Raw genomic sequence first — 20861 nt, 5'->3', positions numbered from 1 at the left:
GCTGCATCGGTGCTTGGTCGGTCGAAAAAGATCGACCCCAAGCAACGACTTGGGGCCGGAGTATAATGCAGTATGATTTCAAGATAACTTGCCGTTGTGTCGACAGCAGTCTCGTCGACTGCGACCCGCGACGGCGGCCGGAGCGAGAGTCTATGTGAAAGCCATCGTGCAGACTCACAGTCTCACGTTCTCAGATTCCGCCTGGCGGAATCATCAGTGAAGCGAACGAATGTAGCGCGGAGTCCCGTTCCGGGGACCATTCGAGTGGGCCGAAGGACCGCGGGAAGAAGGGTGAGAATAGGGCTAGGGTAGTTTACACAGACTTTCGCGACTGAACAGTCTCTTCGCTTTCAGTCGAGCGCTCGGGACGGTAGGTGTCAAGCCCGAGCACACGGTTGAGGACACACTGCTGGGTGGCTCCGGTGACGATGAGCACTACGGCGACCAGGCCGAAAAGCGCGGCAACGATACCTGTTGATAGCGGACCGAACCCCAGGCTAACGTATCCAGCAAGAGCCGCCAACGAGATGGTTCCGAGGATTGGACCAAGCACGAGGCGAGCAGTGCGATCGTACCCTCCGACGTTTTTTTCCATATTGATCGCTCTCTATTGGCGCCCTGAGGACATAACCATATCTGATCGTACCGAGACCATCGATGTGTGATTTCTATGGGGGGCCGGGAGTTCGCGATACGGTTCCGTGCACGTGGGGTCGAGCGATCTTGGCGCTGATCGCGCAGTGACAACTGCAACTCATCAGTCACCAAATAGGGATTTTAGCACCTGTCACGGCGCCGTATAGTGATACGTGTCATCTGGAAATAAAATCGCGGAAGATCAACTCTCGGTTGCCACCGCCGACAGCGGTTCTTCGACTTCGCCGACGCGACGAATGGACCGTCGTTCAGTCGCCTGCAGCCTCCCCGGCTCCGCCGACGTTCGTGACTTCGATCCCCCCGGAAAGTTCGGTGTTGGGATACGGCATATCGATCCCCTCGGCGTCGAACCGCCCTTTGACTGCCTCGACGAACTGCGCGCGGATCGCGCCGTAACTGCTCTCCTCGGGATCGATCCAGATCCGTCCCGAGAGCACGACCGCCGAGTCGCCGAGGGAGCTCACGGGCGCCGTCGGCGCAGGGTCGCTGAGGACGCCCTCGATGCGCGACCCCTCGTCGATGATCGCCTCGCGTGCCTGTTCGATGTCGTCCTCGTACCCGATCCCGAAGCCGACTGACACCCGTCGTTGGTCGTTCGCCACGTTGTTCACCACTGCCGCGCTGGCGAGGTCGCTGTTCGGGACGGTGACCAATTCGTTGTCGAACGTGTCCAGTTTCGTCACTCGCAGTTGGATCTCTCGAACCACGCCGCTGTTCCCGCTCCACTCGATCCAGTCGCCGACCGTGAACGGTTCGTCCTGAATGATGAACACCCCGGCGACGAAGTTGGCGATGAGGTCCTGGGCGGCGAAGCCGACGGCGAGCGCGAGCGCCCCGGCCAGGGTCGCGAACGCGGCCAGGACCACACCGAAGCCAGCGACCGTCGCAGCCAGCGCGACCGCCACGACGGCGGTGAGTACGACGGCAGTGCTCACCGCGAGACCGACGAGCGTTTCGTCGAAACCCCGGTGCCTGAGACTGCGTTCCACCGCTTGAGTGACGAAATACCTCCCGAGGAGATAGATGACCGCGAACACGACGACGAACAATACGATCGTCGTGACTGCGCTGATAAGCGGTGGCACGTACTGCTGTGGGTCGAGCGAGATAGCCTGTTGGAGTGGTAACATATTTCGAACTGGTTGACGGGAACCGGACACTTAATGATTCGCTCGATACGGCCGGCCGAAACGACTCTCGACGAGCCCGCTGGCGGTCGGACGCGACTGCGGCCACGGGAACCGAAGGATGATTTCCCCTCGGGGTCTACCAGCGATTACCGTCGATGCTCACAGACACTCCCGGAATCCACCACATTACCGGTATCGTCCGCGAGGCCCAGCAGAACGTCGACTTCTACACGGGAGTTCTCGGCTTGCGCCTCGTCAAACAGACGGTGAACTTCAACGAGAAGTTCACGCGACACCTCTTCTACGGCGACGAAACCGGCTCACCGGGCGCGAGCCTGACGTTCTTTCCGTACCCCGCGGAGGAAGACGGTCGGATCGGGAAACCACAGATAACCACCGCTGGACTGGTGATCCCGCCGAATTCGGTGTCCTACTGGCGAGAGCGACTCCGTAGACACGGCGTCGATGTCGAAGAACCGTTCGACCGGTTCGACGAGACGGTGCTCCGGTTCTCCGACCCCGACGGGACACGACTCGAACTCGTCACCGGCGAATCGACCGTGGAGCCGTGGGCGGACGGACCGATTCCGCCGCGTCACGCAATTCGCGGCATCCATAGCGTGACGCTGCTCTCGGCGAACGCGTTCGTTACCGCGAGCGTGCTGGACACGCTAGGGTTCGAGCTCGTCGGTCAGGAGGGGGACCGCGTCCGGTATCGGGCACCGGGTGACCGCGCGACCGTCGTCGACCTTCTCGATCGGGATAGCGACTTCGGGCGGGAAGGTGCCGGGTCGATCCACCACGTCGCCGTGCGCGTCTCGGACGAAGACGAACTGTACGAGTGGCACGACCTCTTTCGGGAGCGTGACTACGACGTTTCACGGGTGAAGGACCGACACTTCTTCCATTCGTTGTACGTCCGGGACCCCGGCGGGATCCTGTTCGAAATCGCGACCGACGCACCGGGTCTCACAGCGGGTGAGGACCTCGATACGTTCGGACAGTCGCTGTACCTCCCGCCCTGGCTCGAGGAAGATCGCGAGATGATCGAGGGACAGCTCCGCCCGCTCGACGTCTCGTCCGCGTCTGATTCGAACGGATGAGCGACCCGTTCGCGGTCCAGTCTCGGGACGACCCACATCGGGATCAGCCGATCGAGACGGCGGGGGCGCCGCCGCCGGCGGCAGACGCTGCGGTGATACTGCTCCACGGTCGCGGTTCGACGGCCAAGCAGGTGCTCCGACTCGCCGACGAATTCCACCATCACGGCGTAATGTACCTCGCTCCGCAGGCCGCCCGGCGCACGTGGTACCCTCGATCGGGCTACGCGCCGTACGAGGACAACGAACCGTGGTTCTCGTCCGCGCTCGACCGCGTTTCGGCGGCGCTCGGCGTGGCGGCCGACGCCGACATCCCGACGGAACGAACGCTTCTGTTCGGGTTTTCACAGGGCGGGTGTCTCGCGAGTGAGTTCGTGGCACGAACCCCCCGTCGATACGGCGGTCTGGTGGTCTTGTCGGGAAGCCTACTCGGACCCGAAACGGGAGACGACTACGGTGGGACCATCGATGGAACGCCGGTGTTCCTGGGCTGTAGTTCCGACGACGCCTACGTCTCGGCCGAGCGCGTTCAGGAATCGGCGAGGGTGTTCGAACGACTCGGTGGCGACGTGACCAGCAGACTCTACGACGGGCTCGGCCACGAGATCAACGACGACGAGATCCAGACGGTCGATCGATTCACCGAACGACTCGTCTGAGCCGCTCGCGTCGGTCTCGATACCAAGCATCGTCGATCGATCCGCGGAGACGCCCGTCCCCGCCCGACGGAAGCGACCCGATGGACGCGACTGCGAACACGGACACGATTAAATGTCTTCTGCGTGAATACGGAAGAGATGGGCGACATCGACAGCCGAATCGAAACGGATCTGACGCTGCTCCGTGACTGTCCGCTGTTCGTCGCGTACAACGCGAACGTGGACGCGCTCGTCCGAGTCGACGAAGAACTGGAAGCGTTCCTCGACCGTCCCGAGGACCCGCCCGGCGAGGCGGCACCGCCCGACCGCCTGAGCTCGAAACGGGACCTCGCGACGGCGATCACCCGCTCGATGGCCGCGGGGCAGGGCGACGAAATAGCGATGAGCGCCGAACTCACCACCGAACTGGCGTCCGAACTCGTCCCGGACACCAGGCAGATGGGCGGGCAGGCCGGAATAATGACCAACCTCCTCTCGACGCTGGGAGCGGCGCCGATCGTTTACACGTATCTCCTCTCGGAGACGCAGTTCTCGATGTTCGACCACCCTGACGCCGTGCGCTTCCCACGCGTCGAAGACGGTCGCGTCCGATTCGTCCCGCTCGGCGACGCGATCGAGGCGGATCGCACGAAAACCAACTGGATCTTCGAGTTCGAGGACGGGACGGAGCTGTTCGGCGTCCGCGCCGCGGCCGACACGCGGTTCATCGCCGCGTCGCGGCCGCCCGAGTTCGATTTGACTGTCGACGACCTCGACCCGGTCGTCGACCAGGTCGGTGCCGCGGTCGATGGCGCACTCCTCGCCGGCTATCACAACCTGACTCGCGAGAACGTCCAGACGGATTACGAGCAGGTGCATCGACACGCCAGAGACGTCGTCCGCCGCCTGCGCTCCGGTGGCGACCTGCCCGTTCATATCGAATACGCGGTGACGCACGACCACGCCCTTCGACGGAGTCTCACCGACCACGTCCTCCCTGAAGCCGACGTGATCGGCCTCGATACGCACGAACTGCAACTGCTGGGACGAGACCTCGGCGTCGGATCCCTGTCAGCGGGCGACGGTGCGGCGCGTCGAGAAACCGTCGACGGAGCACCCCCGATACTCGAACACTACCGCGCGCTAACCGCCGTCAAAGACGCTCTCGGCGTCCCCTGCGTCCGGATGCACGCGATGGAATACCACCTCGCGGTCACGGACGAGTACCTCCCCCCCGAAGCCGTCCGCCGCGGACTCGAGTTCGCCGCGATCAACGCTGCGGCGAAGGCATCGAGGGGTCACATTACAGCCCCTGAGGACTTGGAACGGGGGCTGGCATACGAACCGTCGGACGCCGGTGAAAGCGCCATCGAGTCGCTCGCGGACAACGTCGACGCGTCGACCCGAGACGGCGCGCTCTGCACTCCGACGGTCGTCGCCGTCCCCAATCGCGTGGTCGAGGACCCGGTGGGGACGGTCGGCATCGGTGACATCGTCTCCTCGGCCAGTTTCGCACTCGAAGTCGCGGTCACGCGGGACCGTCGCGGAGCGGGGAACGGGTGAGCACCCGTGACGGAAGACCCGCCGACCCTCCGCCCGAGCGACAAGGACGCCATCGTGAGCGCGCCGGTCGGCGACGGACAGGCGGTCCTCTCGACGGTCAACAAGTACCCCGGAGCGGGCCATCCCGACTGGCGCGGGGCGCTCATCGAGGACACGTCCGCCTTCAGACTCGACGTGGACCAGTTCTACGACATCCACACGCTTCTCTGGGACGCCGACCTCGGTCAGACCCTGGACGTCCGCAACGACGCGGTCGCGAGTGAGGTGGAGTACGAATCGGGTCGCGTCCCCGAGATTCACGTCACGAACGACTTCGAGTTCGCCGCCGATGTCACCGCGGCGCTCGAACAGGACGTTCTCGTGAGCGTCAACGCGGCGGCGCTGGTAGTGAGGAACCGGGCGTCGTTTTCGACGTCCCACCGACGAACCGTCTTCACCGTGGTCGGCCTCGGCATTCGGGACCTCGTCACCGGTGACGACGTGGACGAAGCGTACGGGTCCCACAGCCGCGGGTACGACTTCGTCGTCGCGCAGGACGGGGCCCGGTACCTCGCTATCTGCCACCATCGACCGCCGACGGGACAGACGACGTTCGACGGATTGCGCGTGGGGGCACAGGGGTACACGTCGGGCGCGGCGAAGAGCGCGTGGCACGATATCTACGTCGAGAACGACGGCCACATCGACGGGAACGACTACTTGAGCGGGAAGGTCGACGTCGGCGTCGGACTGGAAGTCGGCGACGCTCCGGAAGTGACGTGGACGACTGCTGTCGGGTTCGGGGAGAGCGAGCGAGAGGCGATCGAGAACGCCCTGACCGTCCAACACAACGGCTACGACGCCGAGCGGTCGATGTTCGAGGCGGCGTGGGAGAGTTGGCACCGGACCCACGCCGGTAGCCCCGTCGAGGACGCCTACGTCAGCGAGATGTACGACCTCTCGCTCACGAGTATGAAGTGCGCACAGGACCGAAACGGGGCGATCGTCGCCGGCGCGTTCCAGCCGCAGTCCTTCGGGTATCGGTACGTGTGGCCGCGGGATCTGGTCGCGATGGTGCAGGCCCTGCTCGCCGCCGGAGCCGTCACCGAAGCGATCAACGCCGTCGACTGGCTCGACCGCGCTCAGATCGCCGAAGAGCGGTACGATCACCGAGGGATCGACCGACGGGGCACGTGGTGGCAGAACTACTACTCCAACGGGATGGCACACTGGCGGGAGCTCCAGTTGGATCAGGTCGGGGGACCGATCTACGCACACTGGCTGCTCTGGCGTTTCACGGACGACGATTCGCTGCTGGAGGCGTACTACGATATGAGCAAACTGGCGGCGGATTTCCTCCTTGGGTGGGACAACGGGGACGGGTTCCCCGCGAAGCACCAGGACCCGTGGGAAGAAGTCTGGGGGCACACGACCGGCGGGAGCGCCGCCGCGATCGCCGGCCTCCGGTCGATGGCAGAACTCGCGGACGGGGCCGGCGATACGGAGTACGCGTCGCGATGTCGGGATCTCGCGTCGCGGTGGGCCGGGAACTTCGACGCGTACTGTTTCAAGCGCGACGGACTCCTCGGCGGCCACTACGTCACGGCTGATCGACCGGAGGGAGTGGACAATCCGCGCCCCGACAGACGCCCCGACGCCGCGGCGTTCACTGCCTCCTGGCCGTGGAACGTCGTCGACGCCGACAGCGAGGAAATGCAGAAAACGGTGATGCACGCCGAGAATCCGTATTGGCGGGCCGACGGAACACCGTGCGTGGGCCGGTATCCCGGAGACGATTACACGCCCACGGAAACCGCCGAGGACGGAGGATGGCCAATCTGTGAAGCCTACGCCGATATGGTGCGGTGGCAGTGCGGCGTAGACCCCGACGCCGTCGAGAAATTCATTCACGAAGACAGTCGGACTTGGCGCACCGACGCGGGATTGCTCCCGGAGCGTGTCGACGGCGACGGCGGCGTCAGGTGGAACTCGAATCTCCAGTGGAGTCAGGCGATGTACGTCCTACTCGTGGAGAGTTTCGTCCGCGGGACGCCGGTCGGTCTCGCTCCCGGACCCTGAGATTCCTCTCCAGCCTCGAATCAGAAACGTACACGGGTTAGGTAGTTTTTACCACTCGATGCGACATTCACTTGATCGCGTGTAACAGCTGTACTATTGTTATTTTATAGGAACCGCTTAATTCGGAACGTTCGTTTTTCTCCACGGTAACAGGTTTCTAACTCTCGTTTCGGGCCGTCGGTCAATGTATGTGGCTCAGATCTCCAGCCGATTCACGCTGTCCCTCCAGCGGGTCAAACCTCGCCGGTCTCGCGGAGGAGCGACCGCCTCGAGGCGAGCGGTGCGCTCCCGCGGACTCACCGCCGCTCCGCGCGATGTGAAGCTACCCCTTTCTGCGCCCGCCGGTGGAAGCGCCCCGACGCACTCAGGGTTCGAGTGACCGTCCCAGATACGCCGCAAGGTCGAACGTCGTGACCATCCCGACGACCTCGTTTCCGTCGACGACCGGGACGTGATGAATCAGTTCTTCGAGCATCGCGTCGACGACGTCGGTCGCGGGTGCGGTACGCTGGGTCGTGACCACGTCGGTTCGCATCGATTCAGCCACCGTCACGTCCGACGCTGTGCTCCCCTCCATAGCGAGCAGCACGAAATCTGTCGCCGTGAGAATCCCCTCGAATCCGTTGGAATCGTCGACGGCGACGACGGCGCCGACGTCGTGTCTGATCATCGTCTCTGCCGCATCGCCGAGCGTTGTCGTCGGGCTGACCGTCTCGACGGGTCGTGACATAATCTGGTCGACGTAAAGCTCCACCATACGACGCATCGGTTCTATTGGCACAAAGAGGTTTGCTCGCGTTTCAGGGTCGTGTTTAGTTAAGGATGAAGAGTGAGGCGGTGTGATTTTGTGGTGCTCTATGCCAAAAATCAACCGCCTCAGTGGATGTACAGACTGGATTGATTTGGATTTTGTGGAACGACAGCGGACACCCGAGCGTGCGATGAAGCTTGGTATTCAACTGCAGTTAGCAGGGTTGTCGCTGTCGAATACCGTCTCTGTCCTCGAAGAACTGGGTGTCGAACGATCTCGCAAAGCCATCCACGATTGGGTCCAAAAGGCCGATTTACAGCCTGCAGAGGGTCGAAGCCCGAATCACGTTGCCGTAGACGAAACTGTGATTCGGATCAACGATCAGCAATTCTGGCTGTACGCCGCGGCCGATCCCGACACAAACGAGTTGCTGCATCTGCGGCTGTTTGCGACGACAACGACCGCATTAACCGAGATCTTTCTCCGAGAACTTCGCCAGAAACACAACGTCGAATCTGCTGTGTTTCTGGTCGATGGTGCTCAACACCTCCAAACTGCGCTGGCCAGAGCTGGGCTCCGATTTCAAACTGAACGAAATGGAAATCGGAACGCCATCGAGCGAATTTTTCGAGAATTTAAGCGTCGGACTTCGTCGTTTTCCAACTGTTTCAGCCACGTACAGCCTGAAACTGCTGAAAATTGGCTCCAAGCATTTGCTACCTGGCTCAATGCTCCAAACTAAACACTACCCGTTTCAGGGTCGCACCCAGTGTGCAATCTCCGGGAACGGTGAGACATGCCGATTTCGGTCGGGAGCGACCCTGACTGGAATCGGGATGCGAGACTTCCGTGGTGGACTTTACGGCCGTTCTCACGAGAGGTGACTCCCGAACCACTGGGCAGCGAGTTCGGCGACCGTTTCGAGTTCGCCCGGGCCCTCGAAGAGGTGACCCGCCCCCTCGACCACCTCCAGTTCTTTCGTGCACGTGAGTTCATCGAGTCCCTCGCGATTGCGTTCGAGCACCTGCGTATCGGCGCCACCGACGATGAACAGCGTTGCGGCTGCCACCTCCGGCAACTGTTCCGACGCGAGATCGACGCGTCCCCCACGCGACACCACGGCTCCGACATCGTCACCGCGGTGGGCCGCAGCGCGTAGGGCGGCCGCCGCGCCGGTGCTCGATCCGAAATAGCCCAGATTCAGTTCACGTGTCTCCTCACGTCGGCGAAGCCACTCGGTGGCCGCGAGCAGCCGTTCGGTCAAGAGATCGATGTCGAACCGAGTCTCGTACTCTTGATCCTCCGCCTCGGTGAGCAGATCGAAGAGTAACGTCCCCAGACCGTGTGACTGAAGCACCTCGGCGACGAACTTGTTGCGCGGACTGTTCCTGCTGCTCCCGCTCCCGTGCGCGAACACTACCAGCCCGGTCGCGCCATCCGGCAGGACGAGTTCGCCTTCGAGTTCGACCTCGTCGATCGGTATGTCGAGGAGGTCGTCTCTCTGGTCGACCATAGTCGACTCAACGACGTCGGTGACTGTTAACGTTCCTCCCGGAAGACGAGGATCCGGCGGGGGTCACACTGCGCCGAAATCGCGCTCTCCGCCATCCTAAAAAATACCACTTCGACAGCCGCCTCGCCGAATGGTTCAATTGGCTGGTCCCCGAACGAATACGAGCGCGAACCGGAGGATGAGATTGTTATGTTCAAAAATCGGACCGACGCCGGTCAGAAGTTAGCCGACGTGCTCGACGACCACGACGTCGAAGCGGACATCGTCCTGGCGATTCCGCGTGGTGGACTCCCCGTGGGCCGCGCGGTCGCGGACGCTCAAGACGTGCCACTGGATATCGTTGCGGCACGGAAGCTCGGCGCACCGGGTAACCCGGAGCTCGCAATCGGCGCCGTCGCGAGTGACGGAACCGTCTGGCTGAACGAATCGACGATCCGCGACCTGGGCGTCGGAGAGACCTACATCGACGAAGGAATCGAAAGCGAACGGGCGGCTGCTCTGGAGAAGGTGGAACGGTACCGAGCCGGTCGGCCTCCGCTGGAATTACGCGGGAAGACGGTGCTCATCGTCGACGACGGGATCGCAACGGGGGCGACGACGATAGTATGTCTCAGACAGGTCAAAAACCAGGGCGCCGAACGGGTCGTTCTGGCCGTGCCGGTGGCCCCGCCGGATACGGTCGACCGGCTCACCGGCGAGGCCGACGAAGTGATTTGCGTCGAGACGCCGCCGCACTTCAGAGCAGTGGGGCAGTTCTACGACTCCTTCGGACAGGTCTCGGACAGCGAGGCCAAGGCCTACTTGACGTCCGACGACTGAGAAGATCCCAGTTCTGCTTGCCACGATGGACGAACTTCTCGAGTTTCGACCTGTAAAGCGGCGGGGACCCGGGTTCAGTCGCCGTCGGCCTGCACAGCCGCACTGAGATCCTCGGGGTCTAAGCCGAGCTGTTGGACGAGCCCGAGGGTGTCCGGTTGCATCCACCACTCGGCGATCTTCCCATCCTCCAGCCGGAAGAACGCCGTCGTCTGTATCTCGAACTCCTTGCCAGTCGGCTCGATTCCCATAAACTCACCTTCGTGGGTGCCGCGCTCAGTCAGTCGGATCGCGACGGTATCGCCCTCCGCGACGATGTCGTGAATCGTCTCCGTTGAGTCTGCAAACCCCTCGCGGTCACTTTCGTACATCTCTTTGATCGCCTCCCGGCCACTGAACTCCCCCATCGGCGTATGCACCACCACGTCCTCGGCGAATATCTCGTCGATTGCGTCGAGATTCCCCTGTTCCTCGATCTCTTCGCGGATACGACGGACGATACGCTTGTTCTCCTCGGCCGTTGTTGCCATCTGGACTCGATTCGAACGCTTCGATCACGAACGCAATAAGTCTCACTTCCGATTCTGCCAGCAACGACGCTCGGGAGTGGTCTCGCCGTGAGGGAGGCGACCGGGAAAGCTAAACCGTTCGCTGGTAGCAGGTGATGTATGTCTTTGTCAAGAGACGTCCTCCTGTTCAGTATCGTGTTGATGCTGTGGGCCGTTCAAATCGAAGCCAGCGGGTACGGCACCTCGAACAGTATCGTTCTCACTTCACTCGGGATCGGGCTGTTCGGACTGATTGGGAGTTTCGTTTCGTCGCTGAACGTTGCGGATCAGACCACCGAACCCGACTCCTCCGCGTGAAACGCCCTCTTTAGCGAACAGCTGTTTTATGAGCACCGTGTCCGCGGAATCGGGTTCCGACTGAGCCCGGGAACCGAGACGGCGAATCCACTGCGGGTCCGACACTGACTCCCGCAGGGCGGGACTCGGGAGAGTCGTACGAAGATGTAACCCGGTCAGGGAGCAGAACGATCGGTTCATCTTTCATGGGGCGCGGTCCGCACCGTGAGCACCGGGACGTCCGAGAGCCGTACCACCCGTTCGGCGACGCTGCCGAGAACCGTTCGTTGCAGGCCGGTCCGGCCGTGTGTTCCAATGACGACGAGGTCGACTTCGTTTTCCTCGGCGTAGTCGAGGATTTCTCGGAACGGTGTCCCCTGGCGAATGGTGGTGACGGAATCGATTCCGACGTCCAGTGCCCGGTCGCGAATCTTCTCGACCGATTCGCGACCTGTCGCTTCCATCTCGTCGTAGATTCCCCGACTGTGTGCATCGAGCGGGACTACTGACGTGTCGACAACGTGGAGGATATGCAACGTTGCGCCAGCCAGCCGAGCGACGTGGACCGCGTGCTCGGCGACCCCTGCCGTTCCGTCGCTGCCGTCGGTGGGGAGGAGAATGTTCTCGTACACGACGGTTCGTACGTACAGGCTGCGGCGTAAAGAAGGTGTGTCGGAGGCGGGTGAGACAACGCGGATGTCGAGCGTTCCTGCGGACGAGGCCGCACAGTATTCCACAGCCGCTCGCTATCGAGGGTCGGACGCAGCGGGTGTCGCCCAAGAATCCAGTACTACCGACGCCGAACGTCGAGCTATGGTGTCGAAACGCCATCACCGGTGTAATCTCTGTGGCAAGGATTTCGAAACAGGGGACCAATTCAAAGATCACGTTGAGCGCCGCCATCCCAAAGAAGACCTGCATTGGTGGGTCGTCGCCGAAGCCCCCGAACGAGATCTCAAGTTCGAGCGATAGGGCTTCCCGGATGAGCGACTGACGACGAGGCGACCGACGGGACCGTTGAGTGGCACCCGTAGCGCGCTCGGAAATTGGGGCCGTGCGGAGGGGTTCAGCGTTCGAGTTCGATCGGTGAGGATCCCCGAGATCCAAATGTGACGAGACCTATGCGTGCATATGCGAAACCGATTCCCCGACTCTCCGTGGAGGTCTGTTGCCTATTCGACTGGCATCCTCCTCCTCGCGTCGATCGTGCCTTCACCGCTTCGACGGCACGCAGAATGGAAATACGTGGGTCCGGACAAGTTCCTGCATCTCGTTGGACACGCGGGCTACGCGGTTGCACTCGCCGAGGCTTTCGGGGCTAACCGATGTCCGGACCGGGAAGCGGCTCTTCTCGCGGTCGGCATCTCGACACTGCTCAGTCTCGTGACCGGAGGGCTCCAGAAATTGGTCCCCGGACGGTCGTTCGAACCCGCAGACGTCGTCGCCGGCCTGATCGGCTCGGTCCTCGCCGCGTTGGGGTGGTACGCGCTCGCCGGTTCGCGAACCTGACCTCTCTCGTCAGACCGCGTTCGCCTCTTGAGATGTTCGATCTGAGACCACCCAACATTTGCACCTCGCACGCCCGCCTGTCTGAGACCTGTCTGATCCGTCGCCGCGGCGGCCGCTCGGACAGACGCTTTATACTCGCGCTCCGGGTAGATCAGCGTATGGTACTCGACACCGTTCCACTCGGACGAACGGGCCTGAAAGTGAGCGAACTCGCGATCGGTACGTGGCGGTTCGGGCGGGAGACGCACGAGGGCGAGGTCGAAATCAAACGGGAGCGAGCGTACAATTTGCTCGATACCTACGAGCAGTACGGCGGCACCTTCATCGATACTGCCGATTCGTACGGCGATGGCTTCGCCGAAGAACTGATCGGTGATTGGCTCCAGAACCGCGAGCGCGAGGACTACGTGATCGCCAGCAAGATCTACTGGCCGACCAACGAAGACAATCCGAACGCGCGGGGGCTGAACCGGCGACATCTTCGCCGGCAACTCGACGCCATTCTCGATCGCTTGCGAACGGACTACCTCGATCTGCTGTACATCCATCGCTGGGACGACGATACGCCCGCAGAGGAGTTTATGCGCACGCTCGATCGCTTCGTCGCAGACGAGCGCGTGGATTACCTCGGTACGTCGACGCAGCGTCCCAACGCGTGGAAAGTCGCGAAGGCCAACGAAATCGCCCGTCGAGAGGGATACGAACCGTTCACGGTCGCGCAACCCCGGTACAACCTCGTCGACAGGGAAATCGAGGGGAACTATCTCGAGATGTGCCGCGAGTACGGTCTCGCTGTGGTTCCTTGGAGTCCCCTCGCCGGCGGCTTCCTCACGGGAAAATATCAGCGAGACGTCGAACCGCCGGCCGGCTCCCGGGCGGCGCGGGAACCCGAGTTCGGGGAGCGATACCTTATCGACTCGAACTTCGCGGTCCTCGACGAAGTGAGGTCCGTGGCCGACGCGGTCGACGCGACTCCCACGCAGGTCGCGCTCGCGTGGTTACTGGAGCACGAGGCCGTCACGGCTCCCATCGTCGGAGCGCGAACCGTCGATCAGTTGGAGGCGGATCTCGCTGCCGGCGAGATCTCCCTCAGCGACGAGCAGTTCGTCCGACTTGCCGAAGCCGGCCAATGATCCGAGACGACGGTTAAAAGAGAACGAAGGAGGGGAGATAGAGGAGCACACAGACCACCGCTCCCCGTCGGCCGATTCCTCGTCGCCAGTACATCACTCCCAGGACGACGAGCGAGACGAAGAGCATGTACCCGGTCGAGACGAAGACGGCCTGGGGGCTGGTGACGGCCACGTCGGCGACGAGCGCGCCGATGCCCAGTGAGAACACGGGATCGGTGATGTTGCTCCCGAGTAGCGATCCGACCGAGATGCCGGCGTCACCTCGCTTCGCCGCGAGGCCCGCGACGGCGATCTCGGGCGTCGTGGTTCCGAGCCCGGTCAGCAGTCCGACGAGAAACTCGGGAATGCCGATGAGGCGAGCGATCGCGACGCCGTTGGTCACCATCAGGTGACCGCCGACGACCACGAGTGCGATCCCCGCGACGATCCACGGTACCGCTTTCCTGGGTGGTGCGCGCTCTTCGACCACTTCCGTGGTCACCTCTTCTCCCCCCTCGTGCGAGTACAGATCGTGGATGAACGCGACGTAGGCGATCATCATCAGAAAGCCCTCCGAGCGAATGATTTCGCCGTCTTCGAGAACGAGTATCATAATGATCATCGCGAGGACCATCGCCCCGCCGTATACGAGGACGTTCTTCCGCTCGGCCTCGATGCGTGCAATGAGAGCGACGACCCCGATCGCGAGCGTGATCTGCGCCGTCTCCGAGCCCACGATGTTGCCGACCAGAAGATCACCTGCACTGTAGAGTGCGGCGTAGATCGAGGTGGTCATCTCCGGGATCGAGGTGCCGATGGAGACGATCGTGACTCCGATGAAGAACGTCGAAAGGCCGTAGTACAGAGCCAGTTCGGCGGCCGCGTCGACGGTTCGGTCGGCTCCCACGAGGAGTAGCGTCAGACCCAGCAGGAACCCGCCGCCTTCGAGGAGCATCTGATACCCGATAGTCGCCTGGGACCGAGTAAAAAGTGTCTCCCTCGCGTCTTCTTTCACCGAACCGATCTCGCCCATCCGGAACCGGGCCTGGATTTTTCGTATTCAACGAACACTGTTAGCATATGACGCTCGAACGTCCCTCACGTCGAACAGCACTCACATTACTCGCCGTTGCCGGTCTGTCGCTGGTGGTAAACCTCGTGTTCGGCGCGTTCAAAATCGTGCGACCCGACGGGGGAAACGGTTGGCAAGCCGATGGGTCAATTTCGCTTCCGACGCCGCGAGAGCAGAGCGCCGTCTCGGTCGAGGAAGCCATTGCGGATCGGCGCTCCCGGCGGACGTACAGCGACCGCGCGCTCGAACGCCGTGAACTCGGGCAGTTGCTCTGGGCGACCCAGGGCGTGACCGACCGGGCACGGGGATTCAGGGCCGCGCCGAGCGCAGGCGCGCTGTATCCCCTCGAGGTGTACGTCGTGGTCGGGTCTCAGGGTGTCGAGGGACTCCAGAGTGGCGTCTATCGTTACCGACCGGGACGACACGAACTCGGCCGCGGGAGGACCGGTGACGTGCAGCCCGAGCTGCGAGCAGCCGCGATCGACCAGGAAGCCGTCGAGGAGGCAGCGGTCGACATCGTCCTGTGCGCTGTCGACGAGCGAACGACCGGAAAGTACGGGGAGCGCGGGAGACGGCGGTACGTCCCGATGGAGGCCGGTCACGCCGGTGAGCATCTCTATTTGCAGGCGGAGTCGCTCGGCTTGGCGACCGTCTCGATCGGCGCCTTTCGCGACGACCGCGTCCGAGACATTTTGGAGGCTCCGGCGACCCAGCGACCGCTGTACATCTTTCCGATCGGAGGGCGAGCACAATGACCGAAGTCGTCTTCAGCCACCGGGGACTCGCAACGACCACCGTCGCCCACGCCGTGTTGACACTCGTCACCGGAGTCGTGTTGCTCGCCGAACGATACGGTTACCCGCCGCGAGGTCGGTGGCGCGGCGTCATCCGAGTCGCGCATACGGCGTTTGGCGTGCTCTTAGTCGCGTATCTGATCGCGACGTACCTCGTCGTCCCGATCTGACCGCTCGCGCGAGGCGGGGGCGCTACGCCAACGCGCCCCCCGGAAGTCACTGCGGGACGTAGTCGAGAGGGCGCAGGTGATCCGACGCCGCGGGAATCGACCCGATGATATTTCATTTCGTTCACCGTATTTCCAATCGGAGGCAAGTATGAGCACACGAAGAAACCCCTTCGAGGAGATGGAACGCCTGTTCGAACGGATGAGCCGTCAGTTCGACGAAGCATCTCGGATGTGGGAGTCCGATAGACCCTTCGGACAGTGGTCTTCGCAAGCCGAATCGATGGCGGTGGACCTCGTCGACCACGACGACGAGTTCGTCGTGACGGTCGATCTGCCCGGCTTCGAACGCGACGACGTCGAGATCGAGGTCACGGATCACACGCTTCGAATCCAGGCAGAACACGAGGAAGAAATCGAGGAAGAAGAGGCGGAGTACCTCCGGCAAGAACGGCGTCACAAGTCTACGGAGCGGTCGATCCGACTCCCTGACGAAGTCGACAAGGAGGCCGTGTCCGCTCGAATGAAGAACGGCGTGCTGACGATCACGGTTCCGAAACTCGAAGTCAAAGAGGCTCGTAAGATCGAGATCGAAAGCGAGTAGTCCCCGCGTCGGTTATTTTTTGCGATCGTCAGCGGCACTTGCTCTGCTCTCGACCACCCACTGGAATCGATGAGGTCAACGATTATGTGACGCGTAGTCGACGGACGAACCTCTGCTAGACCAGTCGCACTGTCGGCGTCGGGTGGATCAACCCAGGACTCCCCGGAGGACTCTGATCCCGAACATCAGCGCGATTCCGGTGAGGAACACCAAGAAGTGAAGGCTGGACCGGAGCAGATCCTCCTCCTGCTTGATCTCCGGAATCAGATCGGAGCTCGCGATGTAAATAAAATTTCCCGCCGCAAACGGTAACAGAACCGCTGGTACCCCGGTGATCAGGTCGCCGAGGAAGAAGCCGGTAACGCCGCCGAGGACGACGGTCGATTGCGTGAGATAATTGAGTACCAGCGCCCGACGGCGCTCGAATCCGCCGTAGACCAGGACGCCGAAATCGCCGATCTCCTGCGGAACCTCGTGAAGCGCGATCGCGAGCGTGGTGACGATTCCGATCTGCGCTCCCACCAGAAACGACCCGGCGATGACGAGGCCGTCGATGAAGTTGTGGATCGTGTCCGAGACCAGCACGAGATACGAGATGGGCTGACGCTCGTGGGTCGCAGTGTGTTGGTGGTGCCAGTGGAGGAACTGTTCGAGGACGTAGAACGAACAGAACCCGCCGAGGAGATACAGGAACAGGGGGACCGTCTCGTCCGGTCCCGTTTCCGCGATCGCGCTGGGGAGCAGATGCAAGAACGCGCCACCCAGGAGACTCCCCGCAGCCAAGGCGACCAATCCCAGGAGTATCCGCTCCAGTAACTCCTCGCGAAAGTACAGGGCCAGGAGTCCGATCCACGCTGTCAGACTGATGCCGAAGGTGGCGAGGACTATCGAACCGAACGCGTTCATCTTACGTCACAGCGTGTGGGCAGGTATCAAAAGTCTTCTATCGCACAGGCTGATCGAGAGCCGGGGGGATCGGCACTGTGGCGGGTCGGGGACGACCGTCACCACGCGACCGACTGATCCTCGAAGTACTGAACGGGGGTGATTAAGATAACTGAGAGACAATTTAGTGGTATGGATTCGATCGCTCGCGGAACCGTCCGAAACGGGATCATCGGGGGGATCGCGGGCGTCGTCCTCGGAGTCGTCCCGCTGGTACTGCTCGTTGCGCCGCTCATTGGGGGTGGCGTCGCGGGGTATCTCGAACGGAGGGACGCCCGGGGCGGCGCGGTCGCAGGCGCGATCGCGGGCGTGTTGATGGCGCTTCTCGGAGCCGTGCTCTCGGGAATCGTACTGGCGGTCCGGCTGGGTACGCTGCTCCCGTCGGTGGCGGATGCGCCGCTCGCCGGACTCGCCATCGCGACCGCACTTTCGCTCGGGGCGGTCGTCGGGCAGATTCTGGTGGCGGCTGTCGGCGGAGCCCTCGGCGGCATACTCGAGGCGACACACCGACGACGCGGTCAGGCAGACACCGGCGCGATGAAGAGCGGCGGGCGTGGTTCTACTATTCTCTCCATCACCGGGAGCGTGATCGCCGGTGTGGCGACGTTCGCGGTCGTCGCCGTCGCAGTCACCGCCGTCCTCGATCCGCTGATCTGGCCGTCGGCGCTCGTCGGACTGCCGGTCGGCGTCGTCGCCGGCGCCGCCGTCGCGGTCGGAAGCTACGCGTTTTTCAGACGGAAACCGGGGACGGACCGACACTGGCGAGCAGTCGGTCTCGGAGTACTCGCCGTCGTCGTGGTCTTCGGGCTCCTCCTGGGAGGACTGTGGGTTGTCGGCCAGGACCGCGCCGACGCGAGCTACGAGAGCACCTACGAGTACGAAGTGACCGTCGAGGCCGACGGAACGCTTCGGGAACCGACGTTCTACGTCCCCGCTCCGACTGACACCGACGACGTCCACCTCTCTGACGTGTTCGTCGAAGACGTTCGATACGATCGCGACACCCCGGGCGTCGCTCCTGGCGAGGGACCGTCGCCGGTGAACTTCTCGTATGCACTCGTCGAGACCGAACACGGGCGGATGATCGAGATCTCCGCCGACCGAATCGAGGTTTCGCAGTACTACTACCGCGAGGTCGAAAACGAGACGATGGGCTGGCGGGAGCCGATCGACGCTGCCGAGTACGACTCCGACGATCCATCGATGGGGGTCTCCCACGACGGAAGCTTCAGTTTCACGGTGACGATGACCGCCGAGGAGTCCATCGACACCGCCGATCCGTTCGGCACGGAACCGGTGCTCGCTCCCCGGTACGACCGAACCCGGATCGAGTGCCCGTCGCAGTACTTCGACACCCAGCGGTGTTACAGCTACCAAAGCCGAGTGTACGCAGACTATGGCGCTGCCGAGGGGACCAGCGTATCCGTCGCCGCGACACTCTACGGTCGCAACGAGTGGTTCTCGGGCGGCTGGAACGGCAACGAATACCGAGACCGGACGTTCGTGGAGTTGCGCGGCCCGCAGTCGGGGTGGCAGGTCGCGGTCGGCGACCTCGAAACCGGCAGCGGCAACTACCGCGCGTGAATCTGCCGGAAAAACCCGCGGCGGCAACTCCCGGGGTGCACGCGACGTCAGTCGATCCCTTCGGCGGAGACGGTGACCACTTCCAGCGAGCGTGATCGCGGCCCGTCGCACTCCACGAACAGGATCGACTGCCACGTTCCAAGGGCCGGACTGCCGTTCTCGATCGGTATCGAAACGCTGGTTCCGAGAAGCATCGCCCGCAGGTGGGCGTCGCCGTTGTCGTCGATCGAGTCGTGCTCGTACCCGTCTCCGCGCGGCACGAGGCCCTCGAGCACTCGCTCGACGTCCGCTATGAGTCGGCCTTCCGATTCGTTGACGACGACGCCAGCGGTGGTGTGTGGAACGAACACGGTGCACACTCCTTCCGAGACGCCGTCCGAAATCGCCCGCGAGACGTCAGCGGTCACGTCGCGTATCTCCACGCGTTCGTCGGTTTCGACCCGGATGGACATACGTCCGGGTACGGCATCGGACGTGATCAGTCTGGCCCTCGCGGGCGCGGCCGTCGCGATGCCAGGCGTCGGTCTCCGCGGAGGGTTTGGTCCGGTATCACGTTCCGCCCCCGACAGAAACTTGTCGACCGATCCGTATACATTAGTATGAGAACTCATTCCGCTCCTCGGTTCGGCCACCTCTCGCCCGCGGATCTCAGTCTGTTCACGGACCAGTACGAACTGACGATGATGCGCGGGTACCGAGAGGCCGAGCACACGCCGAAATCGACGTTCTCGCTGTTCTTTCGGTCCTTGCCTACCAACCGCGGGTACGTGATCGCCGCGGGATTGGAGCAGGCCATCGCGTACGTGCAGGACCTCACGTTCGGCGCCGACCAGCTCGCTCACCTCCGCGACGAGGGGTTTCCGGAGGCGTTCCTGGAATACCTGGCAGCCTTCGAGTTCACCGGCGACATCCGCGCCGTTCCGGAGGGGACCGCAGTCTTCCCGAACGAGCCACTGTTGGAAGTAACCGCCCCGATCGATCAGGCGCAGCTGTTCGAGACGCTATTGCTGAATCAGATCGGGTTTCAGAGCCTGATCGCGACGAAGGCCGCTCGTATGCGAGACGTGGTTCGCCGGCGGGGCGACGACCAGCAACTCGTCGATTTCGGTGGGCGGCGAGCGCACGGCACCGACGCCGGCCTCAAAGCCGCCCGCGCGGCGTACGTCGGCGGCGTCGACGGGACCGCCAACGAGGCCGCCGGTTCGATTTTCGAGGTTCCGGTGTACGGCACGATGGCCCACTCCTGGGTCCAGAGCTTCCCGAGCGAACGGGCCGCCTTCGAGACGTTCGTCGACGTGTACGGCGAGGAGGCGGTCCTCCTGATCGACACGTACGACACCGTCGCCGGTGCGGAAACCGCCGTGGCGGTCGCAGACGAGCGAGGCGTCGACGTCCGGGGAGTTCGTCTCGACTCCGGCGATCTGGCGGCCCTCTCCCAGGAGGTGAGGAACGTCCTCCCGGAGCGTATGGACGTCTTCGTCTCCTCGGGAGTCGACGAGTTCTTCCTCCGTTCCTTCTTCGAGGACGACGGCGTCGCCGACGGGTTCGGTCCCGGGACGTCGCTGACGACGAGCGACGACGCACCGACCCTGAATCCCGTGTACAAACTGGTCGCCGCCGAAGAGAACGGCGAAATGCAACCCAGTATGAAGCTCTCGGAGGGAAAAGTGACCTATCCCGGGGCGAAACGCGTCCACCGCTTCGGCGAGGAGACGTTCCAGCGCGACGTCCTCGCGGGGGCCGACGAGGCGATCGGGGGGCGGGGGCTGCTCGTTGACGTCGTCACGAACGGCGATGTCGTCTACGAGTTCCCGACGCTCGACGAGAGCCGCGAGCGGACGTTAGCGACCCTCGAACGACTGCCTCGTGACGTTCGAGCCATCGAGGATCCCGCGGCGTACCCCGTGGAAGTCAGCGAGGGCCTCGAATCGACCGCCGAGCGGGTTCGGTCGGAGCTTCGAGCGGAGATGGGTCTGTAGCGCCGGTGACTGGGCGATTACTTC

At 63.0% G+C, this 20861-nt stretch carries 23 protein-coding genes; 14 read left to right on the top strand and 9 right to left on the bottom strand.

Features of this window, described 5'->3' with window-relative positions:
* Positions 1-313: 313 nt before the first annotated feature.
* Together NO360_RS16225 and NO360_RS16220 are read right to left on the bottom strand one after the other, a co-directional pair.
* Positions 314-595, bottom strand: coding sequence for a YgaP family membrane protein (locus NO360_RS16225; RefSeq protein WP_256308899.1), 282 nt, complete (start codon positions 593-595; stop codon positions 314-316).
* Positions 596-905: 310 nt separating this feature from the next.
* The gene (locus NO360_RS16220; RefSeq protein WP_256308898.1) at positions 906-1787 is read right to left on the bottom strand and encodes a mechanosensitive ion channel family protein; all 882 of its coding nucleotides are present in this window, start codon (positions 1785-1787) and stop codon (positions 906-908) included.
* A 155-nt stretch (positions 1788-1942) separates the two neighbouring features.
* Here NO360_RS16220 and NO360_RS16215 point away from each other — a divergent pair, with 155 nt between their 5' ends.
* The 4 genes from NO360_RS16215 (at position 1943) to NO360_RS16200 (ending at position 7146) form a co-directional block, all read left to right on the top strand.
* On the top strand, positions 1943-2890 hold the full coding sequence (locus tag NO360_RS16215; protein WP_256308897.1) for a ring-cleaving dioxygenase: 948 nt from the start codon (positions 1943-1945) through the stop codon (positions 2888-2890).
* Positions 2887-3546, top strand: coding sequence for an alpha/beta hydrolase (locus NO360_RS16210; RefSeq protein ID WP_256308896.1), 660 nt, complete (start codon positions 2887-2889; stop codon positions 3544-3546). The genes NO360_RS16215 and NO360_RS16210 overlap by 4 nt, the downstream gene beginning before the upstream one ends.
* Before the next feature lie 138 nt (positions 3547-3684).
* A complete protein-coding gene (locus tag NO360_RS16205; RefSeq protein ID WP_256308895.1) occupies positions 3685-5088 on the top strand; it encodes an ADP-dependent glucokinase/phosphofructokinase in 1404 nt (467 codons plus the stop codon).
* Between the two features lie 6 nt (positions 5089-5094).
* Positions 5095-7146, top strand: a complete 2052-nt coding sequence (locus NO360_RS16200) for a glycoside hydrolase family 15 protein (protein ID WP_256308893.1) — start codon at positions 5095-5097, stop codon at positions 7144-7146.
* A 364-nt stretch (positions 7147-7510) separates the two neighbouring features.
* Here the strand turns inward: NO360_RS16200 and NO360_RS16195 are convergent, their stop codons facing one another.
* Positions 7511-7903, bottom strand: coding sequence for a CBS domain-containing protein (locus tag NO360_RS16195; RefSeq protein ID WP_256308892.1), 393 nt, complete (start codon positions 7901-7903; stop codon positions 7511-7513).
* Positions 7904-8003: 100 nt separating this feature from the next.
* On the opposite strand from NO360_RS16195, the gene NO360_RS16190 reads away from it, so the two are divergent.
* Positions 8004-8639 carry an IS6 family transposase gene (locus NO360_RS16190; protein ID WP_256308891.1) on the top strand — a complete coding sequence of 212 codons (636 nt, stop codon included), beginning with the start codon at positions 8004-8006 and terminating at the stop codon, positions 8637-8639.
* A gap of 129 nt (positions 8640-8768) precedes the next feature.
* On the opposite strand, the gene NO360_RS16185 is transcribed toward NO360_RS16190, so the two are convergent.
* On the bottom strand, positions 8769-9410 hold the full coding sequence (locus NO360_RS16185; protein WP_256308890.1) for a dienelactone hydrolase family protein: 642 nt from the start codon (positions 9408-9410) through the stop codon (positions 8769-8771).
* A gap of 189 nt (positions 9411-9599) precedes the next feature.
* Here NO360_RS16185 and NO360_RS16180 point away from each other — a divergent pair, with 189 nt between their 5' ends.
* Positions 9600-10229: a phosphoribosyltransferase gene (locus NO360_RS16180; RefSeq protein ID WP_256308889.1), complete on the top strand. Its 630-nt coding sequence runs from the start codon at positions 9600-9602 to the stop codon at positions 10227-10229.
* Positions 10230-10303: 74 nt separating this feature from the next.
* Here NO360_RS16180 and NO360_RS16175 read toward each other — a convergent pair whose 3' ends face one another.
* Positions 10304-10756, bottom strand: coding sequence for an ester cyclase (locus tag NO360_RS16175; protein WP_256308888.1), 453 nt, complete (start codon positions 10754-10756; stop codon positions 10304-10306).
* Between the two features lie 138 nt (positions 10757-10894).
* Between NO360_RS16175 and NO360_RS16170 the strand changes: the two genes are divergently transcribed.
* Positions 10895-11092, top strand: coding sequence for a hypothetical protein (locus NO360_RS16170; protein ID WP_256308887.1), 198 nt, complete (start codon positions 10895-10897; stop codon positions 11090-11092).
* 176 nt (positions 11093-11268) lie between these two features.
* On the opposite strand, the gene NO360_RS16165 is transcribed toward NO360_RS16170, so the two are convergent.
* The gene (locus NO360_RS16165) at positions 11269-11703 is read right to left on the bottom strand and encodes a universal stress protein (RefSeq protein ID WP_256308886.1); all 435 of its coding nucleotides are present in this window, start codon (positions 11701-11703) and stop codon (positions 11269-11271) included.
* Between the two features lie 499 nt (positions 11704-12202).
* On the opposite strand from NO360_RS16165, the gene NO360_RS16160 reads away from it, so the two are divergent.
* The gene (locus NO360_RS16160) at positions 12203-12580 is read left to right on the top strand and encodes a VanZ family protein (RefSeq protein ID WP_256308885.1); all 378 of its coding nucleotides are present in this window, start codon (positions 12203-12205) and stop codon (positions 12578-12580) included.
* 158 nt (positions 12581-12738) lie between these two features.
* The gene (locus NO360_RS16155; protein ID WP_256308884.1) at positions 12739-13713 is read left to right on the top strand and encodes an aldo/keto reductase; all 975 of its coding nucleotides are present in this window, start codon (positions 12739-12741) and stop codon (positions 13711-13713) included.
* A gap of 13 nt (positions 13714-13726) precedes the next feature.
* Here the strand turns inward: NO360_RS16155 and NO360_RS16150 are convergent, their stop codons facing one another.
* Complete coding sequence (locus tag NO360_RS16150; protein WP_256308883.1) at positions 13727-14647, bottom strand: sodium:calcium antiporter; 921 nt, start codon at positions 14645-14647, stop codon at positions 13727-13729.
* A 125-nt stretch (positions 14648-14772) separates the two neighbouring features.
* Here NO360_RS16150 and NO360_RS16145 point away from each other — a divergent pair, with 125 nt between their 5' ends.
* The 3 genes from NO360_RS16145 to NO360_RS16135 all read left to right on the top strand — a co-directional run bounded on the left by NO360_RS16145 (position 14773) and on the right by NO360_RS16135 (position 16329).
* Positions 14773-15519 (top strand): SagB/ThcOx family dehydrogenase, encoded by a 747-nt coding sequence (locus tag NO360_RS16145; RefSeq protein WP_256308882.1) that lies wholly within the window; start codon positions 14773-14775, stop codon positions 15517-15519.
* Positions 15516-15728, top strand: a complete 213-nt coding sequence (locus NO360_RS16140) for a hypothetical protein (RefSeq protein ID WP_256308881.1) — start codon at positions 15516-15518, stop codon at positions 15726-15728. Before NO360_RS16145 ends, NO360_RS16140 begins: the two co-directional genes overlap by 4 nt.
* 148 nt (positions 15729-15876) lie before the next feature.
* Positions 15877-16329, top strand: a complete 453-nt coding sequence (locus tag NO360_RS16135) for an Hsp20/alpha crystallin family protein (RefSeq protein WP_256308880.1) — start codon at positions 15877-15879, stop codon at positions 16327-16329.
* Positions 16330-16476: 147 nt separating this feature from the next.
* On the opposite strand, the gene NO360_RS16130 is transcribed toward NO360_RS16135, so the two are convergent.
* A complete protein-coding gene (locus tag NO360_RS16130) occupies positions 16477-17235 on the bottom strand; it encodes a ZIP family metal transporter (protein WP_256308879.1) in 759 nt (252 codons plus the stop codon).
* 171 nt (positions 17236-17406) lie between these two features.
* Here NO360_RS16130 and NO360_RS16125 point away from each other — a divergent pair, with 171 nt between their 5' ends.
* A complete protein-coding gene (locus NO360_RS16125; RefSeq protein WP_256308878.1) occupies positions 17407-18858 on the top strand; it encodes a DUF8147 domain-containing protein in 1452 nt (483 codons plus the stop codon).
* A gap of 47 nt (positions 18859-18905) precedes the next feature.
* Here NO360_RS16125 and NO360_RS16120 read toward each other — a convergent pair whose 3' ends face one another.
* A complete protein-coding gene (locus NO360_RS16120; protein WP_256308877.1) occupies positions 18906-19310 on the bottom strand; it encodes a secondary thiamine-phosphate synthase enzyme YjbQ in 405 nt (134 codons plus the stop codon).
* Between the two features lie 147 nt (positions 19311-19457).
* On the opposite strand from NO360_RS16120, the gene NO360_RS16115 reads away from it, so the two are divergent.
* Positions 19458-20837 (top strand): nicotinate phosphoribosyltransferase, encoded by a 1380-nt coding sequence (locus NO360_RS16115; RefSeq protein ID WP_256308876.1) that lies wholly within the window; start codon positions 19458-19460, stop codon positions 20835-20837.
* Positions 20838-20861 lie beyond the last annotated feature (24 nt).

The organism is Halobellus litoreus (assembly GCF_024464595.1).
Classification (GTDB): domain Archaea; phylum Halobacteriota; class Halobacteria; order Halobacteriales; family Haloferacaceae; genus Haloquadratum; species Haloquadratum litoreum.
Note: the sequence above shows the minus strand (reverse complement) of the source record. Positions and strands in the feature narration are given on the sequence as shown.

Coding starts and splice junctions, on each gene's coding strand:
- NO360_RS16190 (WP_256308891.1), top strand. CDS start 8,004: ATGCCAAAAATCAACCGCCTCAGTGGATGTACAGACTGGATTGATTTG.
- NO360_RS16195 (WP_256308892.1), bottom strand. CDS start 7,903: ATGGTGGAGCTTTACGTCGACCAGATTATGTCACGACCCGTCGAGACG.
- NO360_RS16145 (WP_256308882.1), top strand. CDS start 14,773: ATGACGCTCGAACGTCCCTCACGTCGAACAGCACTCACATTACTCGCC.
- NO360_RS16210 (WP_256308896.1), top strand. CDS start 2,887: ATGAGCGACCCGTTCGCGGTCCAGTCTCGGGACGACCCACATCGGGAT.
- NO360_RS16205 (WP_256308895.1), top strand. CDS start 3,685: ATGGGCGACATCGACAGCCGAATCGAAACGGATCTGACGCTGCTCCGT.
- NO360_RS16185 (WP_256308890.1), bottom strand. CDS start 9,410: ATGGTCGACCAGAGAGACGACCTCCTCGACATACCGATCGACGAGGTC.
- NO360_RS16135 (WP_256308880.1), top strand. CDS start 15,877: ATGAGCACACGAAGAAACCCCTTCGAGGAGATGGAACGCCTGTTCGAA.
- NO360_RS16170 (WP_256308887.1), top strand. CDS start 10,895: ATGTCTTTGTCAAGAGACGTCCTCCTGTTCAGTATCGTGTTGATGCTG.
- NO360_RS16120 (WP_256308877.1), bottom strand. CDS start 19,310: ATGTCCATCCGGGTCGAAACCGACGAACGCGTGGAGATACGCGACGTG.
- NO360_RS16125 (WP_256308878.1), top strand. CDS start 17,407: ATGGATTCGATCGCTCGCGGAACCGTCCGAAACGGGATCATCGGGGGG.
- NO360_RS16175 (WP_256308888.1), bottom strand. CDS start 10,756: ATGGCAACAACGGCCGAGGAGAACAAGCGTATCGTCCGTCGTATCCGC.
- NO360_RS16225 (WP_256308899.1), bottom strand. CDS start 595: ATGGAAAAAAACGTCGGAGGGTACGATCGCACTGCTCGCCTCGTGCTT.
- NO360_RS16150 (WP_256308883.1), bottom strand. CDS start 14,647: ATGCTCCTCGAAGGCGGCGGGTTCCTGCTGGGTCTGACGCTACTCCTC.
- NO360_RS16220 (WP_256308898.1), bottom strand. CDS start 1,787: ATGTTACCACTCCAACAGGCTATCTCGCTCGACCCACAGCAGTACGTG.
- NO360_RS16215 (WP_256308897.1), top strand. CDS start 1,943: ATGCTCACAGACACTCCCGGAATCCACCACATTACCGGTATCGTCCGC.
- NO360_RS16130 (WP_256308879.1), bottom strand. CDS start 17,235: ATGAACGCGTTCGGTTCGATAGTCCTCGCCACCTTCGGCATCAGTCTG.
- NO360_RS16160 (WP_256308885.1), top strand. CDS start 12,203: ATGCGAAACCGATTCCCCGACTCTCCGTGGAGGTCTGTTGCCTATTCG.
- NO360_RS16140 (WP_256308881.1), top strand. CDS start 15,516: ATGACCGAAGTCGTCTTCAGCCACCGGGGACTCGCAACGACCACCGTC.
- NO360_RS16115 (WP_256308876.1), top strand. CDS start 19,458: ATGAGAACTCATTCCGCTCCTCGGTTCGGCCACCTCTCGCCCGCGGAT.
- NO360_RS16155 (WP_256308884.1), top strand. CDS start 12,739: ATGGTACTCGACACCGTTCCACTCGGACGAACGGGCCTGAAAGTGAGC.
- NO360_RS16180 (WP_256308889.1), top strand. CDS start 9,600: ATGTTCAAAAATCGGACCGACGCCGGTCAGAAGTTAGCCGACGTGCTC.